This is a genomic window from Candidatus Vicinibacter affinis (assembly GCA_016714365.1).
Lineage (GTDB): Bacteria > Bacteroidota > Bacteroidia > Chitinophagales > Saprospiraceae > Vicinibacter > Vicinibacter affinis.
The window spans coordinates 2,958,890-2,978,754 of record JADJNH010000005.1; the positions used below are offsets into that span (position 1 = coordinate 2,958,890).

General features: G+C 35.6%; 14 protein-coding genes. 4 read left to right on the top strand and 10 right to left on the bottom strand.

The features are described from left to right. Positions 1-23 precede the first annotated feature (23 nt). Both IPJ53_11760 and IPJ53_11765 read left to right on the top strand, forming a co-directional pair. Complete coding sequence (locus IPJ53_11760) at positions 24-917, top strand: class I SAM-dependent methyltransferase (GenBank protein MBK7799779.1); 894 nt, start codon at positions 24-26, stop codon at positions 915-917. A gap of 1 nt (position 918) precedes the next feature. Next, entirely contained in the window at positions 919-1,686 is a 768-nt protein-coding gene (locus tag IPJ53_11765; GenBank protein ID MBK7799780.1) for a class I SAM-dependent methyltransferase, read from the top strand. 26 nt (positions 1,687-1,712) lie between these two features. Here IPJ53_11765 and typA read toward each other — a convergent pair whose 3' ends face one another. The 4 genes from typA to IPJ53_11785 form a co-directional block, all read right to left on the bottom strand. Then, complete coding sequence (gene typA / locus IPJ53_11770) at positions 1,713-3,527, bottom strand: translational GTPase TypA (protein MBK7799781.1); 1,815 nt, start codon at positions 3,525-3,527, stop codon at positions 1,713-1,715. 213 nt (positions 3,528-3,740) lie between these two features. Further along, complete coding sequence (locus IPJ53_11775; GenBank protein MBK7799782.1) at positions 3,741-3,962, bottom strand: hypothetical protein; 222 nt, start codon at positions 3,960-3,962, stop codon at positions 3,741-3,743. Then, positions 3,955-4,848, bottom strand: a complete 894-nt coding sequence (locus IPJ53_11780; GenBank protein ID MBK7799783.1) for a sterol desaturase family protein — start codon at positions 4,846-4,848, stop codon at positions 3,955-3,957. Before IPJ53_11780 ends, IPJ53_11775 begins: the two co-directional genes overlap by 8 nt. A gap of 8 nt (positions 4,849-4,856) precedes the next feature. Continuing rightward, the gene (locus tag IPJ53_11785; protein MBK7799784.1) at positions 4,857-6,926 is read right to left on the bottom strand and encodes a tungsten formylmethanofuran dehydrogenase; all 2,070 of its coding nucleotides are present in this window, start codon (positions 6,924-6,926) and stop codon (positions 4,857-4,859) included. Positions 6,927-8,221: 1,295 nt separating this feature from the next. Here IPJ53_11785 and IPJ53_11790 point away from each other — a divergent pair. Together IPJ53_11790 and IPJ53_11795 are read left to right on the top strand one after the other, a co-directional pair. Continuing rightward, on the top strand, positions 8,222-9,400 hold the full coding sequence (locus IPJ53_11790; protein ID MBK7799785.1) for an acetyl-CoA C-acyltransferase: 1,179 nt from the start codon (positions 8,222-8,224) through the stop codon (positions 9,398-9,400). Between the two features lie 121 nt (positions 9,401-9,521). Then, positions 9,522-11,291 (top strand): T9SS type A sorting domain-containing protein, encoded by a 1,770-nt coding sequence (locus IPJ53_11795; GenBank protein ID MBK7799786.1) that lies wholly within the window; start codon positions 9,522-9,524, stop codon positions 11,289-11,291. Here the strand turns inward: IPJ53_11795 and scpA are convergent. From scpA to IPJ53_11825, 6 genes are read right to left on the bottom strand one after another with little or no spacing between them, the layout of a single operon-like run. Continuing rightward, positions 11,284-13,377 (bottom strand): methylmalonyl-CoA mutase, encoded by a 2,094-nt coding sequence (gene scpA, locus IPJ53_11800; protein MBK7799787.1) that lies wholly within the window; start codon positions 13,375-13,377, stop codon positions 11,284-11,286. The genes IPJ53_11795 and scpA overlap by 8 nt on opposite strands. Before the next feature lie 36 nt (positions 13,378-13,413). After that, positions 13,414-14,889 carry an acetyl-CoA carboxylase biotin carboxylase subunit gene (locus IPJ53_11805; protein ID MBK7799788.1) on the bottom strand — a complete coding sequence of 492 codons (1,476 nt, stop codon included), beginning with the start codon at positions 14,887-14,889 and terminating at the stop codon, positions 13,414-13,416. A 17-nt stretch (positions 14,890-14,906) separates the two neighbouring features. After that, positions 14,907-15,923 (bottom strand): hypothetical protein, encoded by a 1,017-nt coding sequence (locus IPJ53_11810; protein MBK7799789.1) that lies wholly within the window; start codon positions 15,921-15,923, stop codon positions 14,907-14,909. A 7-nt stretch (positions 15,924-15,930) separates the two neighbouring features. After that, positions 15,931-16,413 carry a biotin/lipoyl-binding protein gene (locus IPJ53_11815; GenBank protein ID MBK7799790.1) on the bottom strand — a complete coding sequence of 161 codons (483 nt, stop codon included), beginning with the start codon at positions 16,411-16,413 and terminating at the stop codon, positions 15,931-15,933. Between the two features lie 51 nt (positions 16,414-16,464). Then, positions 16,465-17,688: an L-2-hydroxyglutarate oxidase gene (gene lhgO, locus IPJ53_11820; protein MBK7799791.1), complete on the bottom strand. Its 1,224-nt coding sequence runs from the start codon at positions 17,686-17,688 to the stop codon at positions 16,465-16,467. A gap of 26 nt (positions 17,689-17,714) precedes the next feature. Next, positions 17,715-19,856: a helix-hairpin-helix domain-containing protein gene (locus tag IPJ53_11825; GenBank protein MBK7799792.1), complete on the bottom strand. Its 2,142-nt coding sequence runs from the start codon at positions 19,854-19,856 to the stop codon at positions 17,715-17,717. Between the last annotated feature and the right edge of the window lie 9 nt (positions 19,857-19,865).

Here is a 19,865-nt window from a genome sequence, read left to right on the forward strand (position 1 = left end):
TTAATAGAATAACCATATCGGATATGTCAAATTTGAATTTAAATAAATGTCCAATTTGTGGTTCAGATTTGATTACCAAAGGAATAGAACTTAAAGATCATAAAATCTCACAAGAATTGTTTCAACTTGCAAGTTGTGATGATTGTGGTCAATTATTTACACAGAACCCCCCGGATGAGTTAAACTCAGGTGCTTATTATAAAAGTGAGCGATACATTTCTCACTCCAATTCGACCAAAGGTGTAATCAATTACCTATATCATATCGTAAGAGTTTACATGTTGAGGAAGAAAAGGAAAATAATAGCGGGTGTCAGCACTTCAAGAAAATTAATAGACATAGGTTGTGGAACAGGATATTTTCTAAATCAAATGCACAGTAATGGATATACGACCAAAGGAGTTGAACGAAGTCCAGAAGCAAGAAGATTTTGTATTGATAATTTTGGTTTGGATGTTGTATCCCCTGAATATTTGTTTGATGATTTGGTTCAAGAAAAATTTGAACTGGCGACAATGTGGCATGTATTAGAGCATCTATACGATCCTCATAAATACCTAAAAGCAATTCATAAAATTCTTAAGGATGAATCTTATCTCTTTGTTGCCGTTCCAAATTACAAATCATATGATGCAGAATATTATCGTCAATTTTGGGCAGGTTATGACGTTCCTAGGCATTTATGGCATTTTGATGCTTCAACTGTTACAAATCTAGTAGAAGGCGTCGGTTTTAAATTAGTTTCCTTGCACAGGTTGCCCTTTGATGCCTATTATGTTTCATTATTAAGTGAAAGCTATAAAGGAAACCGCTTTTTTGTATTCGCAGGTTTGTTAAATGGACTTAAATCACAGATTGTGAGCTTGTTTAACCTCAAAAGGACAAGTTCAATATTATATGTTTTCAAAAAAATATAAAATGATCGGAACAGCAGAACGCGTATCGAATCAAGACAGAACTGACAATTATGTATATCAACGATGTTTATTTGCCTATCATGAAGCTGTAAAAAGAATATCTGGCAGAGTACTTGAGATTGGAACCGGAAGCGGCCTGGGAATAGAGTTAATGGCTTCACATTGCAAAGAATTTATAACTGTAGATAAGTATTCCAACAAAATTGATTTTTCAATTTATCCAAATGTCCAATTTATCCAAATGGAAATTCCTCCATTTGTTGGATTTGAAGATAATTCCTTTGATTTTGTAATTTCTTTTCAGGTGATCGAACATTTGGAAAAGGATGCTTTATTCGTAAGTGAAATTCAAAGGGTTCTAAAAAAGGGAGGAAAAGCGATTTTGACCACTCCTAACCGTATTCAATCATTAAGTCGGAATCCTTGGCATGTAAGGGAATATCTTGGCTCCGAACTAGAACTTCTATTGTTGAATCAGGGTTTCAATTCTGTTGAAAAGTTGGGAACCTTTGGAAATCAAAAAGTTCAAGAGTATATTGAGACCAACAAAGCTTCTGTCAAAAAGATAACCAAATTCGACATCTTTAATCTTCAATATAAACTTCCCAGAAAATTGTTACAGATCCCCTATGATTTTTTCAATAGAATGAATCGCAAAATGATTGCAAAAGGATTCACTGAATTAAGCTCTTCCATAAAAGTGGACGACTTCTATGTTGGTGTCCAAAATAACGAAAGTCTGGACCTATTTTTTGTTGCAACTAAATAAACCTTGGATCAAGGTTTATTTGTGAACTATTCAGCCATTTCAACTTGTCTGGATGCTTTCTTTCTTTCATTCTCATCCAAGATAACTTTTCTTAGTCTGAGAGATTTTGGAGTTGCCTCCAAATATTCGTCCTCCTGTATATATTCCAAAGCTTCTTCTAATGAGAAATTTCTTTTGGGAGTAATTTGAGTAGTTCCATCACTACCTGAGGCTCTCATGTTTGTGAGTTTCTTTCCTGTGATTACATTGACTACCAAATCTCCTGGTCGAATATGCTCACCAATTACTTGACCTACATAAATCTGGTCACCTGGATCTATAAAAAAGGAGCCACGATCCTGTAAATTACCAATAGAATAAGCAGTGCATGCCCCCATTTCTTTAGAAACGAAAACACCCATAACTCTTGAAGGAATCGGTCCTTTCCAAGGTTCAAAATCTTTAAATCTATGAGCAATAATAGCTTCACCTGCAGAGGCAGTTAGTAACATATTTCTTAAACCGATTAACCCTCTGGAAGGAATATTAAATTCAATATGGGTCAAATCACCCTTCTGTTCCATTACGGTCATTTCTCCTTTACGCTGGCTGATTAACTCAATAACCTTTCCGCTGAAAGCTTCAGGCACATCTATTGTTAACAGCTCAATTGGCTCACATCTCACCCCATCAATTTCTTTTACAATTACCCGTGGTTGACCTACTTGTAATTCATATCCTTCTCTTCTCATGGTCTCTATAAGTATTGAAAGATGCAGGATTCCTCTACCGTATACAAGAAAAGCATCCGGAGAATTTGTATCTTCCATTTTCATGGCCAAATTTTTCTCCAATTCCTTCTCCAATCTCTCTCTGATGTGCCTGGAGGTTACAAATTTGCCCTCCTTACCAAAGAAAGGTGAATTGTTGATCGTGAATAACATACACATCGTAGGTTCATCCACTTGAATTGGAACCATTCCTTCCGGGTTTTCAAACTCAGCTATCGTATCTCCAATTTCAAAATTCTCAATGCCAAAAACCCCACAAATATCACCTGCAACAACCTCTTCAACTTTAATTTTACCCAAACCTTCGAAAGTAAATAACTCCTTAACTCTGGATTTAAGAATGGATCCGTCGCGCTTTACTAATGAAACAGGTTGATTGACTTTAACAGCTCCTCTTTTAACACGACCGATGGCAATTCTTCCTATGAATGAAGAGTAATCCAAGGAAGAAATCATTACTTGAAGGCTTCCTACATCAATCTTTGGAGTAGGAATATGCTCGATAATCATATCTAACAGGTAAGTAATGTCAGATGTAGGAGTTTTATAATCTGGTCCCATCCATCCTTGTTTGGATGATCCATAGACTGTTGGAAAATCAAGTTGTTCTTCTGTTGCATCCAAATTAAAAAATAGCTCAAATACCTGATCATGAACCTCATCTGGCCTACAATTAGGCTTATCGACTTTATTAATCACCACAATAGGCTTTTTACCCATGGCCAAAGCCTTTTGCAAGACAAATCTTGTCTGAGGCATAGCGCCTTCAAAGGCATCTACTAATAACAATACCCCATCTGCCATATTGAGCACACGCTCCACCTCACCGCCAAAATCAGCGTGACCTGGTGTATCTATGATGTTGATTTTTACATCTTTGTATCTTACAGAAACATTTTTAGCCAATATGGTTATTCCTCTTTCTCGCTCCAACTCATTATTATCTAAAATTAGTTCACCAGTTTCCTGATTTTCCCTAAAAAGTTTTGTCTGGTGAAGAATTTTATCAACCAAGGTAGTCTTGCCATGGTCAACGTGTGCAATGATTGCAATGTTACGTATCTGAGTCATATTCACTATTAATTACGCAAAATTAAGCTTAAAGCGTCAGCTAAAGATGTTAAAAGTCTAGAATAACAAATAATTTACAATAATAATCTGATGATTATATATTAATTTATTCTTAATATTATATAAAAATGAAAGCTTTCTCCAATGGATCGAATCAATGCCAGAATTAAATATTTAATATATTTTGGAAATAAGACCCGTTATGGTCTTATGCTATTTTTTTTTCAAGGCAAGCTTTAGCACTATAAAGATTAAATATCCCCAAGGTGATGCATGCATTAGAAAATCAAACCAATCTAGGTATTTCATTCCATGAGCACCACCCAAAATCCATTTTATTTTACCATAAACATGGGGTTCGGGAAAATAAGGTGTCAGACCTAAAGTAAGGCATAAAAAAATAGCGAAAGCAAGTGGATTGAAATTTTTAAACATGGTCGCCCTGTTTAAATGGCTTGACAATTTGGGAAATAAATCCAGAAGGATAATTTTCAGAATCTTCAAATCCCAAGGCAATATCTCTCCCATCAGATGGAATGTAGGCGGTTTTAAATAAGTAGTCCCAAATACTTAGACTTATTCCATAATTAACCCCATAGGTTCCAGCTGGCAATATTTTTGCATGATGCCAGATGTGCATTACGGGATTATTTAGAATGTATTTGAGTGGCCCATAACTGATTTTAAGATTTGCATGATTGATATGTCCAATCAGTAAAGCAATCATGTGTACAATAAAAAAATCCTTAATTCCAAAACCCAACATGGCTAAAGGTAAATATTGTATCGATTTGTAGATTATAGTTTCCATAAAATGAAATCTCAGATGTGCCGCAAAACCCATTTGCTCAACACTGTGGTGAACTTTATGAAATTCCCACAAAACTGGAAAACGATGAAGCATTCTGTGTACATTCCATTGGATGAAATCAGCCAAAATAAACTGAATTAAAAATTGACTCCACCATGGCAGCTGACTTAATTCTAAGGCTACAAGATTTGTGATCCCAAAAATTGCAAGTCCGTTATTGAATAATTCAACAAAAACATTTGACAATGCATTATATGCAATCAATGAAAAGAGGAAAAAATTAAAAAACATGTAAAAGGCATCCAAAAAAAAGTCCTTCCTAAAAATATTTTGATTTTTCCTCCAGGGAAATAAAATTTCAATGACCCATGTAAGTAAGGATAATAAAATCAAGGCATAAAAATAATTTTTGTACCATGGTTGCCCAGATGAATGCATGCACATTTCATTCTTTAGGTAATTCCAATAACCGATGTAGGAATTTTTTATAATTTCAAAATAGTCTTCCATTCAATATTTTAATAGTTCAATAAATATTCCAAACTCTTAGCCACTATTTCGGCATTCGGGAGCATTTCCATTTCCAATATAGAATTCAATGGAATTGCCGGTAAATTTTTTGCACCAATCATTTTAACCGGTGCGTCAAGAAACTCGAAACAATTATCAGCTATTCTGCCAGCTAAACTTTGTGCAAAACTATTTTCCAAAGTTTCCTCCGTTACTACCAAACAACGATGATGTAATTTTACTTGCTGATAAATCATTTCTTCATCCAATGGGACCAATGTTCTTAAATCAACAATCGTGACTTTTCCAGGAAAATTTTTTGCTGCATTAATAGACCAATGAACACCCATTCCATATGTTATAATACAAACCGCAGATTCTTTACTTTGCAATGCCATTTCAGCTTCAATTACTAAATTAGCTTTACCTAAAGGCAGTATATAATCTTCATCCGGCATGATGCACCTTGCAGCTTCTGTTCCTGGCACCTTTGACCAATACAATCCCTTATGTTCAAAAATAATAACTGGATTAGGATCATAATATGCTCCTTTGATCAATCCTTTTAAATCTGCACCATTGGATGGGTAGACCACTTTGATCCCCTTAATATTGCATACCACCGATTCAACGCTGGAAGAATGATAAGGCCCTCCACTTCCATATGCTCCAATTGGCACTCTTAAAATCATACTTACAGGGTACTTTCCATTTGTTAAAAAACAAGATCTTGCAACCTCCGTAAATAACTGATTAAGTCCCGGCCAGATATAATCTGCAAATTGAACCTCCACAATTGGCTTTAATCCAATGGCGGACATCCCAACTGTGCTGCCAACTATAAAGGCTTCTTGAATAGGGGTATTAAACACTCTATGATCTCCAAACTTTTCAGCCAGGGTTGCCGCTTCTCTAAACACACCCCCTAATCTCCTGCCTACATCTTGCCCATAAAGCAAACATTCCTGGTGTTTTCGCATGAGTTCATCAATGGCAAAAAGTGCACAATCAACCATCACTTTTTCTGAGCCATCAGCTGGAGTTCGATTTCCTTGTTCTTTTACTATTGTTGTAGGAGCGAAATCATGCAAATAAAGATCAGAGGGATGGGGATCCTCAGCAGATTTCGCTAAATTGAAATCGTCTAGCGCAATTTGGTAAGATGTAGATTCAATTTCTTCAAGGTCGGAGGTTAGAAATCCATTATTTACCAAATAATCTTTGAACTTTGGGTATGGGTCTCGAAGGGATTGGATATCTAAATCATCCCTGTACCATTCTTTTCTAACTCCAGAAGTATGATGGTTTAACAATGGCACCCTGGCATGTATAAGAAAAGGTCTTCTTTCATTCCTAATTACCTGAAATACACTTTCTATTGTATTATAACAGAGTTCAAAATCCGTTCCATCAATACTGATTGCTTCAAGACCAGGAAACCCTTTGGCATAATCAAACGCATTTCCCATTCGGATTTCTCTGCTGTGCGCAGAAATGTCCCAATCATTGTCCTGAACCAAGTAAAGGATCGGTAGTTGTTTTAAAGCTGCCATATGAAAAGCTTCGGAAACCTCCCCTTCTGTTATGCAGGCATCTCCTAATGAGCAAACAACAAGCGGCATGTCCCCGATTTTATCTTGCATACCGATTATTTCTCTGTATTGCATACCAAGAGCAATTCCAGTAGTCGGAATTGCTTGCATTCCTGTTGCCGATGATTGGTGGGGAATTTTCGGCTTATCCGGATCCTTCAAACTTGGGTGGGCATAATACGTCCTGCCACCTGAAAAAGGATCTGCCCTTTTTGCCATCAATTGAAGCATAAGTTCATAAGGTCGCATTCCAATGGCCAGCAAAAGGCTATCATCACGGTAATATGCTGAAAGAAAGTCTTGAGATTGCAATTGCATACCCAACGCAATTTGGATCGCTTCATGTCCTCTTGAGGTGGCATGAACATACTTTGACACAAACTTAAAATTGCTTTCATAAATATCTGTCAAACTTTTTGCGGTAGCCATGAAGCCAAATGCTTTGCTAAGTATTTCTGATTTTTTCTCGTTCAAGTTTAATGACATACAGGATTCTATTGGTAAGCAAAGTTGGTAAAAAAGCTTGGATTTGTTTAAATTCAATTTAAAAGTATCCACAAAACTGAATAATAGGTAGATTATATTTCAATTTTTAATTACTCCACTTTCAAGTTTAACACAATGTTTGGTAATTGTCGCTTGTAATTTCAATATGGTATGCAATTATTACTAAATAATCTAAAGTAAAACATCTGGTTTATACATTTCTAAAGAACTGAAATATAGAGACCGATTTAATACCCTGGTTTTGTCATTTAATTTTTAATTAGATATCATCCAAGACTACAAAAACTAATTCTGACTATTGTTTAAATTAATAACATTTTGCCATATAGGATAGATAAAAATCAAATTTTACCCTGATTGGTTAAGCTTAAGAAAACAACAGTTTTTCCAGTTAAATCTTTTATTGCCTTTGATTACAGTCGCCATTATGTCTTTTCCTAGAAGGATTAAATATTTGACAGAGAATGGATGATTGTGAAGTCAGATGGAACTTTCGTTACCCAATGAGAAATGCCAGCATTAAACTTGATAAGATTAGCCTTACATTAGGAAGGGTATTTTGTTTTAGATCAAAGAAATGAATCTTATGGATGTAAATTAAATGTGGATCTAGTGCCTGGTAAAACCAAGAGAGTATAGATTTGGGGCCCTAAATGTTTAGCTTCGACCGGTATTATATTTAGATCGTAATAGTTAAGTGATTTTCTATGCCTCAAAGTGTTACTGGTAAAAAGAATAAAAGAATCACGAATTAGAAATGGACAATTTTAGGAAGTTGAATTTCTCATTTACTTTTCAGATGACATTTCTATTCATTTAGTTAATCTAGATTCTGTAAGGCAAGTTGAATCAATTAGCAAAAACATTATTGATCCAAAGATATTCATGTCAAATTTTTAATTTCAGGATTAAAGTACTTCACTAAAGATCAGTTACGAGGTTTCAGAATAGAGAATTTGAGCTTTGATGCAATACGGAAGTATCATGACCAATTTAAAACCTATGACTTCCAAATTTGGCTAGTAACCTTTGAAGACTTAGTCGGCTTTAAAAAATCCGGAAATAAAGTATTTTTTGGGATCTATGCCATTCCAAAAGAGCCATATCCAAAATTTAGACATTTAATTTTAATAAATGATGAGTTAATCCTTGAATTTTAAGGATTTTTTATTCCTTTGCAAAACTTTTCAAGGTGTCAGACATTAATTAATTAGGCACATTGATCATTTAAAGAGCGGTGTGCGTTAATCAACACATTTATAAAGCGTTACATTATGAAAGAGGTTTTTATTGTTTCCATTGCAAGAACACCAATTGGATCATTTGGGGGGGCTTTAGCTGGGTTTAGTGCTACAAAATTGGGTGCTTTTGCAATCAAGGAGGCAATTAGCAAAGCTGGAATTGATCCATCGCTTGTTGAAGATGTTTATTTTGGCAACGTAGTTTCTTCAAATTTAGGACAGGCTCCAGCCAGACAAGCAGCATTATGGGGTGGGCTCTCCAATCATACAAATTGCACTACCATCAATAAAGTATGTGCCTCCGGGATGAAATCTATCATGATAGCCAGTCAATGCATTCAACTTGGACAAGCTGACATCGTAGTTGCCGGTGGGATGGAAAGCATGAGCAATATCCCATATTATCTTCCACAAGCTAGGTGGGGACTAAAATATGGTGCCGGGGAACTTGTGGATGGATTACAAAAGGATGGTTTGGTTGATGTTTATGACAATATTGCAATGGGTGTTTGTGGAGATGAAACTGCATTGCAATTTGGAATATCCAGGGAAGCTCAGGATGCATATGCCATCCAATCATATCAAAGATCGGCTGAAGCTACCAAAGAAGGTCGCCTTAAAGCTGAAATCGTACCGGTAGTAATCCCTCAGAAAAAAGGTGATCCTATCATAATGAATGAAGACGAAGAGTTTCGGAAAGTAGATTTTAGTAAAATACCTGGTTTAAAGCCTGTTTTTACTCCAAATGGAACCGTTACGGCTGCGAACGCCTCCACAATGAATGATGGCGCTGCTGCTTTAGTGCTCATGAGTGGAGAAAAAGTGAAAGAATTAAATTTAACCCCCATAGCAAGAATAGTTGCATATGCGGATGCTGAACAAGCCCCAAGACTATTTGCTTCAACCCCCACAGTTGTTGCTCCATTGGCACTCAAGCGAGCTGGATTGAAGCCTCAACAAATAGATTTTTGGGAAGTGAATGAGGCCTTTTCAGTAGTTCCTTTAGTTTTTGCCCAAGAAATTGGAGTGGATCAAAACAAACTTAATGTCAATGGTGGCGCAATTTCATTAGGTCACCCCCTTGGCGCATCAGGGGCTCGTATCGTGTCGGCTCTAAGTCAAATTTTACATCAAAATAACGGCCAGTACGGTTTGGCAACAATTTGCAACGGAGGAGGCGGTGGATCTGCCTTAATCATTGAAAAAGTTTAGTTTACAAATAAAATATTTCCCATATATGAAATTGGCTCGGCTTTTGCGGAGTCAAATTGTCCTAGTTTTAGAAGATTAAAATTCTTTAACAATTAGGGTGGTTTTCTCTAATATCGGGTATATGATTAAGATTTTCTTAAGTATTCTATTCTTTTATCTCAATGTTTCTATTCTTTCTGCAACAACAATAATTCCCCCGGACAATTTAGGAATTCTAGCAAACAATGCAGATGCCGTAGTACTTGTTACTTGTACAGCCAGCGGACATATACAAGACAGAGGTAAGAGTTTCGATCAATACACGCTCAAAATTTCTCAATGTCTCAAAGGTTCTTTTAATAAGGAGCGAGAAATTACTCTTAATTCACTTGGATATCATACAGAAGAAATGGACTTTTTAGTCTTGGGGGAACCTGAATTTGTTGTTGGGCAGGAATATTTTGTTTTTTTGGATAATGGCCCTAGAGGTTGGAGATTACAAATGATGGCTTGGGGAGTATTTGAAACCCAATTCAAGAAGGGTAGTTCCTACTTAGTCCCAATAGAGGCCTCCAACGAATTTCAGATAGCCGAAAAAAACGACTACACTCCACTCAAGGTATACCCTAAAGATGCATTAATCAGATTGCTGAATGGCTATTTAAATAATAAATACATTTGGGATGAATCCATGATTTCAACCAATTTAAAAATAGAAGACTTCAGAATTAAAGAGAGAGCAGCACCTGCACATTGCACATTTCTGGTTGCAAATGGCATTAGATTTAGATGGACCGGATTTAAAGGCACTGCCTTGCCTGTTAGATATGATTCCGTTGGTGACAACTACTTTGGTGGAGCCAATACTCAAGTAGAAAACGCCTTGGTTGATCTTAACTCCAACTATACAGGAATCAATTTGGCCAATGGAAATACCCATGGATATATTCCTGATTGCACAACAGGTTCTGCCGCCGGTGGTAATTTTATTAGTTACATTTTAAATACTTATGGTTCAAGTAGAAATGCACTGGTAATTTACAATGACCCGTGTGATGAAATTACTGATTTAACCAACTGTTCGGGTATACTTGCAGTCGGTGGATTATATGGTTCAGGCATGCATAGTTTTGATGGTACATCCTGGTGGAGTGGAGCCTATGGCTATGTCATCGTAAACGATTCAACAGGCGCCTGTCTTACCGCCACACAGTATAAAAGAATGATTACGCATGAACTTACTCATTCTCTTGGCATCGGTCATATTAGTGGTAATGGTACTGCTAATATGAATCCAACTTGTTGCATTGCCATTCAGAATCTTGACATTGAATGTTTAAACTATACCTACCCTATCCCGCCTGCACCCATTAATCTTTTAAGTTTTGAAGGGGAGTATATTAATAATAATATTGAACTTAGATGGGAAACCGCTTCAGAAAGGAACAATGCCTTTTTTACTGTGGAAAGGTCAAAAGATGGAAGAAATTTCGAAGAAATTGCCATTATTAAGGGAAGCAAGAATTCTTCCTCTGCTATATCTTACAAACACTTAGACAAAAATCCTTTTGAAGGGATAAACTACTATCGATTAAAACAGACAGATTACGATAGACAACATGAATTTTTTAACATCATAAGCATTTATAAACCATCCGATCAAAAGTATTTTGTTTTTCATGATTGGCATACAAACAAAATTTATTTTTTGACTAATCAGATAATTAAGGAAGCAATTGCTTATAAAATAATTAGTATGAGTGGAGAAATTTATAAGAGCGGAAAAATTGATCCTGCAGATAATTCTCTTAAACTAGATTTACTAGACACTTCTAACTTACCTCCCGCTATCTATTATGTTCAACTGAGTAGGAACACTGGCTCTGAATGTTTTAAAATTCTAATTAATTAACTTCTATAGAATGTTGGGGATAAAATCGAGTAAACATTTTTTCAAGAACTACTTTTGCGGACTCAGGCAATGCTGTCCCTGGACCAAAAACTGCAGCAACTCCCTGTTCATAAAGAAAGTCATAATCTTTTTCTGGAATAACACCGCCTACTACTACAAGAATATCTTCCCTGCCTAATTCTTTTAATTTCTGAATAGCCTTTGGGACAAGGGTTTTATGTCCAGCAGCAAGTGAAGAAATTCCAAGCACGTGAACATCATTGTCAAAAGCTTGAAAAGCTGCTTCTTCCGGAGTCTGAAACAAAGGTGCAATATCAACATCAAAGCCAAAATCGGCAAAACCTGTAGCAACAATATGAGCACCCCGATCATGACCATCTTGACCTAACTTTGCAATTAGAATGCGCGGACGCCTTCCATCCAATTTGGAAAACATATCTGAAAGCATTTTGACTCTCTTTATTGCTTCAGAATTGCCTGTTGTTTTATTATACACACCTGATACAAATTTATGATTTGCTTGGTATCTTCCATAAACTAATTCCAATGCAAAACTAATTTCACCTAAAGTAGCCCGTTCCCTGGCCGCTTCAATTGCCAGTTGTAAAAGATTCTCAGATTTATCCTTTGCCGCATTAGTTAATCTGCCAAGCCAATAGTCTACCTTAGTTTGATTTCTGGTTGACTTTATTAATTCCAATCGATCAATTTGCTCTTTACGTACAGCCAAGTTATCAACTTCCAGCAAATCGAAGTTTAATGAAGATTCAGATCGAAATACGTTAACGCCAATGATCTTATCTAAACCTGAATCTATTCTTGCTTGTTTTCTTGTCGCAGCTTCTTCAATTCCCAATTTAGGATAACCCATTTCAATGGCTTTAACCATTCCTCCATGGGATTCAATTTCCTCAATATGCTTCTTAGTTTTTTCAATTAACTCAGAAGTTAATTCTTCCAAATAATAGGAACCTCCAAATGGATCAACAGTTTTAGTAATACCGGATTCATTCATGATAAACAATTGAGTGTCCCGGGCAATTTTTGCTGAAAAATCAGTTGGAAGAGCTATAGCTTCGTCCAAGGCATTCGTATGGAGGGATTGTGTACCACCCATGACAGCAGCCATCGCTTCAATTGCCGTACGCGTAATATTATTGTACGGTTCTTGCTCAGTTAAACTCCATCCTGAAGTTTGGCAATGTGTTCTCAATGCCAAAGATTTTGAATTCTTAGGATTGAATTTTTGAACTAAATCAGCCCATAAAACACGTGCTGCACGCATTTTTGCAACTTCCATAAAAAAATTCATACCTATTCCCCAAAAAAAAGAAATTCTAGGTGCAAAATTGTCAATATTGAGTCCTGCATTAATTCCTGCCCTTAGATATTCTACCCCATCAGATAGTGTATATGCTAATTCTAAATCAGCTGGAGCACCTGCCTCATGCATATGATAACCACTCACACTTATGCAGTTGAATTTAGGCATGTGTTCTGAACAAAATGCAAAAATATCTGAGATCAATTGCATGGAAGGCTCTGGTGGATAGATGTATGTATTCCTAACCATAAACTCCTTGAGAATATCATTCTGAATAGTTCCAGAAAGTTGTGACGGAATCACACCCTGTTCTTCTGCTGCAACAATATAAAATGCAAGAATGGGAATCACTGCTCCATTCATGGTCATTGAGACGGAAATTTCATTCAGTGGAATTTGATTAAAAAGAATTTTCATATCTTCCACAGTGTCAATGGCAACACCCGCCTTTCCGACATCACCTTCTACACGTGGATGATCTGAATCATATCCTCGATGGGTGGCAAGATCAAAAGCTACTGACAATCCCTTCTGTCCTTGAGCAAGATTTTTTAAATAAAACGCATTACTGTCATAAGCATTGGAAAATCCTGCATATTGCCTTATGGTCCATGGTTGCGATACAAACATTGAACCATAAGGACCTCGTAGAAAAGGAGGAAGTCCTGACACAAATCCTTCTAAATCCTTTACTCTTTCCGAGTGAAAATATTCCTCTTTAATATTAATACCCTCGGGACTAACCCATTTGATGTCAGACATAAAGGAAAAATTGATAGTTCACAATACTTGGTATCATTATTTTCTGTTTTGAACCCAATTAACACCATTATTTTTAAATCCATGCACGATGGTTCTTTCTTTAAGGAAACCGTATAGTCCAAAAAGACAGGCAGCTTCTTCTTCAATTGAAGCAAACTTAAAGTTTAGGTAGTCTTCATAATACACCTCCACAAATCCTGTATCAAAATTTCCTTTACGAAAATCTGAGTGGTTCAAAACAAATTCACAAAACGGCAAGGTAGTTTCTACTCCTTTTATTCTAAATTTAGAGATGGCATCTAACATTTTTTTAATGGCATCCTCACGATCTTTACCATGGACTATTAACTTGCCGATCATTGGATCATAATGAATTGGAATTTCCATCCCTTTTGTATAACTATCATCCACGCGTATATGCACCCCACGGGGAGGCTCATATTCCTCCAAAGTGCCAATGCTTGGGAAAAAGTGATTTTTTGGATCCTCCGCACAAACCCTAACTTCAATCGAATGACCATTGATTAATAAATCCTGTTGCGAAATAGCTAATGGATGTCCTTCAGCAACTCTTATTTGCATCTCTACTAAATCAAGTCCAGTAATCATTTCGGTAACAGTATGCTCTACCTGAAGCCGAGTATTCATTTCTAAAAAATAATAATTTAAAGAGTCGTCAACTAAAAATTCAACAGTTCCTGCTCCAACATAACCACAAGCCAAAGCCAATTTTATGGCATCTTCACCCATTTTTTTTCGTATTTCGGAGGTTAAGCATGATGAAGGAGCTTCCTCTACTATCTTTTGATGGCGACGCTGAATGCTACATTCTCTTTCAAATAAATATAATCCATTTCCGAATTTGTCACAAAAGATTTGAATTTCAATATGCCTTGGCTTAACCACATATTTTTCAATAAACACAGCGCCATCTCCGAAAGATGCCAAAGCTTCACTTGAAGCCTGACGCATTTGCTCTCCTAATTCTTCCTCATGTTTAACCAAACGCATTCCCTTCCCTCCCCCTCCGGCACTGGCTTTAATTAAAAGTGGAAACCCAATTTTTAAAGCAATTTTTTTAGCTTCATCCAAGGAAACTATTGCCCTGTCTGTTCCAGGCACAAGAGGTACTCCGATTCTTGTTGCAGTCTGCTTGGCGGCAATTTTAGAACCCATTTGCTCCATAGCGGATGCAGGTGGACCAATAAAAATTAAACCCTGCTGATGAACAAGTTTTACAAAATCAGAATTCTCACTTAAAAATCCATAACCAGGATGGATGGCATCACACTTAGAATGGATTGCTGCTTCAATAATTTTATCCATCCTTAGGTAAGAGTCTCTAGATGGTGCTGGGCCAATACAAATCGCTTCATCTGCAAACAATACATGAGGAGCAACTTTATCAGCTTCACTATAGACTGCCACAGTGACAATACCCATTGACTTAGCTGTTCGCATAATACGCAGTGCAATTTCTCCTCTATTTGCAACTAATAATTTTTTAATCATTGGATTTAATTTCTGAATTATATCAAGGCTGAATTTAAATAATTGAATATTTTGTTGGTTAAGTCTTCAATGTAATAAGAGCCACATGATGGATCTTTTACTAAATTCATTTTTGATTCCTGCTTAAGAATATGCTGTTGATGAAGTGCTAATTTTAACCAAAACTCATTTTGTTTGGATTGAAAAGAATCAGCAGGACATACCCAAATCGAATCCGCTCCTGAAATACTGGCTGATAAACTTGCGATAGCCAATTGAATGAGATTATTGTTTAAATCTTCTTCAGTATCAACATTATAAAAATTCAAGTAAAACAAAGGATCAATGAATTCTAAACCTTCTAAAACTCTTTTAAGTGCCCGAAATGATGAAATGTTAGTTAAAAAGTCCTTGCCAAACTCCACTTTGATCGCAACCCTATATGGCTTAAATATGCTAACACGATTGAATATTCTATAAAATTCTTCTAACTTCTTAAACCAACTTTCAATTTCAAAAACGCCAAAATTGTAATTCCATAAAATGGCTTCATTTATTGATAGATGCTGCTCAGATAATTTCTCAAATGACCTGGAGTTTTCTTCAATTTCTAGTTCCAAATTAATTAAAGTGGAGGATTCATAATAGGAAAATATTTTGCTATTTATTTCCAACAAATCATCCGGAAACATGTCATTCCAGCTTACAAAAATATCTATGGCCTCAATTAAGACATTTTCAAGTTGAATGATGATTGATTTAAGATCTGGTTTAATTTTAAAATGCAATCTCAACTGTTCAACTCCATGTTCAAGACTCAAAGGTATTAGTGGGTTTTGCTTGGAAAGCTCAGAAATCTCTATTAAACATGATATTTTCCAATCTCCATCCAATTTCCTGAATCGGTTATATTTTTCACCTTCCTTTAAGTCATCGAGATGTGCGAAGGACGGCCCTTTTATTTGATGATCAACAATATGAGTTAGTTGAATTCCTTTGTCAAGGGGCAATGATTCCAACCATTCAATTTTTGAATATTTTCTAAAACCCGTCATTCATTAGTTAATTTTCAAACTCAATCAATATTTGTCCCTTTTCAACCTTCTCGCCTTTCAAAACATTTACTGATTTGATGACACCATCATGGTGTGCCTTTAGAACATTTTCCATTTTCATGGCTTCCAGTGTGATCAAATTATCCCCTTTTTTTACAATCTGGTTAGGTGTTACAGAAACATTAATTACCAATCCTGGCATTGGAGCTTTCAATATGTCATCAATTTTCTTTTCACTAAGTCTCAATCCTATTGAATCAATTAACATTTTCAATTCGTCATCTATTGTCAATTCATATCTAACTTCGTCGATCAAAAGTTCAACTCTGCAATTTGTAAGATCAACTGAAATTATTTTGGCCTGAAGCGATTTATCCTTATAAATTAAGTGATAGTTATCTTGAGAGATTTCTGAGATTTGATATTGATTGAGTTGATTCTCGTCAACAGTTAAAACACAATTCTTTGAAGTGACTTGAAATGACCCCATAAAAAATAATATTATCTTATTTTAAAAATTAAGGTAAAGCTACAAAAAAGCTTAAAATCCTGTGTTTAGACCTGAAATTAGCTTTTGAAAAATAGTCTCCGCAATAGCCAAACTTGCGGTTGCGGCTGGGGAGGGAGCGTTCAAAACATGCAAGCAATTATGATCCTGAAATAGAATAAAATCATCATTTATATAACCTTGATTATCTATAACCAAAGCTCTTATACCTGATTCCATTTTACTTAAGTCAGATTTTCTGACAGTTATCCCGAACGAAGAACCCTCTTTAACAAATGATTCTTGATTGGCAAAAAGCATCATTTCCTTCAATCCCGTACGCCAATATCGTCTAACAAATTTCCAAAAACCCGGAAAGGTAATTATTGAATTCAAATCGCCAATATTGATGCTGTGGTTTTTATAGTCGCTCCGATTAAGTGAAATCACAGCATTAGGGCCTAAAGACCTGCTTCCATCCATGTGACAAGTAAAATGTATCCCTAAAAATGGAAATACAGGATCAGGAACAGGATACAATAGGTGATTAATGTTTTGATAGGATGTATTCATTAATGCATAGTAATCACCTTTAAATGGAATTATTCTATACTTTTTTAGGATAGACTTATTGGGGATTATACGATCGGCCTGTAATCCTGCACAACTAATTACATACTTACTCCTGAATACATCTTTTGAAGTTGTAACCACCCATTCTTGATTTGAATTCAAAGCCAAATTAATTACTTTTTGGCCAAGCAAGACCTTGCCTCCCATTAAAATCACTTCCTTTTCCAGGTGGCCTGCAACTTGAAGATAACTTACAATTCCTGTATATGGCACCCATAAACTTTTCACAGCTTTGATTCCTGGTTGCATTTCCGAAGACTCCTTATCCGTTAAAATTCTGATTTTATCTAATCCTACATTTAATCCATTCTCATATAATTTTTGAAGCATTTCAAGTTCATTTTCCTTCTTTGCCACAATGATTTTTCCACAAATCTGGTGAGGAATTGCCTGCTCCACTAGGTAATTAAGCATCAGGGAATAACCTCTAAGACAATTTTTTGATTTTACAGAATTAGGCTGATAATAAATTCCGGAATGTAAGACGCCACTATTATGACTCGTCTGATGTTTCCCTATTTGATCTTCAGCTTCAAGGATAAGCACTCTAAAGCCTTTGAGTTTTAATAGGAATTCTCTTGCTGTAGCTAGCCCAACTATTCCTCCTCCAATTATAATCAGATCATATGTACTTTCAGAAATCAAAATAAAAATAAACTATGGTATTTAAACTAAATTTTCCAGTCAACATTCTTTATGCTTAATTGAATTCGCTTTCTTTCGTGATCAACCAAAATTACTCTGACCATTAATTTCTGTCTAAGCTTCAATAATTTCAAAGGATCATCTACAAATGATTCGCTTATTTCAGATTTATGAATCAGTCCGGATTCTTTAATTCCTATATCAACAAAAGCACCAAACTGAGTAATATTTAAAACAATTCCGGGTAAAATCATTCCCTGAAAGACATCATCTATTGTCTTTACCGACGGGTCAAAAGAAAATAACTTGATTTCTCCCCTTGGATCAAGTCCAGGTTTTGATATATCATTAATGATATCTCTAAGGGTATCAATATTTACCTCCTCAGAAATAAATTTTGATAAATCAATTTTACCAATTAATTCTTTGGACTCAATTAATTCCGACAATCTATGTTTTAAGGAAGCAGCCATTGCGTCTACCAAAACATAACGCTCAGGATGAACACCTGTATTATCCAAAGGATGAGTTCCATTTCTAATCCTTAAAAATCCAGCGCTCTGTTCAAAGGCTTTTTGTCCAAATCTAGGCACATTTAGAAATTGACTCTTGGTTTTAAATTCCAAATTTTTATCACGATAATCAACTATACTTTTTGCCAATGTTAAACCTATTCCACTGACATGTGATAAAAGTTGAGCAGAAGCCGTATTAACCTGCACTCCAACTGAATTAACACAGCTTACAATTTCCTGATCCAGTCTATCTTTTAGTAACTTTTGATTAACATCATGTTGGTATTGTCCTACGCCAATTGATTTTGGATCAATTTTAATTAACTCTGATAATGGATCCATCAAACGTCTTCCTATTGAAATAGACCCTCTAAATGTCAAATCAAGATCAGGAAATTCGGAACCAGCCAATTCAGATGCGGAATAGATAGATGCGCCACTTTCACTAACTACATGGACGTTTATATTTTTTCCATCTAAAATCTCTAACAACCAAACCCCTAATTCTCTACCTCCTGTTCCATCGCCAATTGCAATATCTGAAATGTCATTCACTTTTAATGAAGACAATAGCTTTTCAGCAGACTTATATTTTTCTAGAACAGGTTCTAATGGAAATATAACAAAGTGGTCAATCAAGTTACCTCTAGCATCTAAACACACCACCTTACAACCAGAACGGAATCCTGGGTCGATGGCCAATATCTTTTTAGATCCCAATGGAGCTTCCAATAAAATTTGACGAAGATTCATTCCAAAAACATCGATAGCTGCTTGATCTGACTTTTCCTTTAATCTATGATGAATTTGTAAAACTAAAGATGGGTAAAGTAGTCGAGTCCAAGACTCTTCGACAGCTAATCTCATTAAAAGTAATAAATCCTTAGAACCAAGACTAAAATACTTTCTGCCAATAATTTTAATAAAAACATCATCCTCTAAAAATAAATCAACTTTCAACAACTTCTCTTCTTCACCTCTTCTAATGGCAAGATAACGATGAGAAGGGATTTTTTTTAACAACTCTTTAAAATCAAAATAATCTTTAAACTTTTCGGCACTTAGTTCCTTACCTTTAGAAAGTTTTGAGACCAGCAATCCTTCATTCCACATCCTGTTTCTTAATCTGTGTCTGAGCTCATCATCCCTGTTAATGAAATCTGAAATTATAAATTTTATACCATCTAAAACTTCAGACCTTGAATGATAAGGAGTCGGAATAAATTGATTTATTTCAGTATTTAGATCAATATTTATATTCTGAATAATTTTCATGGCTAACGGTTCAAGACCGTTCTCTATAGCTATATCAGCTTTAGATCTTTTACGCTTTTTATAAGGCAAATAAAGATCTTCCAATGAAATCAGATCTTTCGCTCCTAAAATTTTTGTCTTTAATTCATTTGTTAATACTCCTTGTTCATCAAGCTTTTGCAAAATAAAATTTCTTCTATCAAACAAATCTTCGAAAATTTGGCTTGCTTGCTTAATAAGTCGTATCTCTTGTTCATTTAGAGATTGAGTTTTCTCCTTACGGTACCTTGCGATGAATGGTATACTCGCTCCATCCTCCAATAAATCAAGCGTATTTTTAACTTGTCGCGAGGTTAAGCCAGTATATGAAACAATTTGATCAAAAACGGATTCAACCATATTAACAAA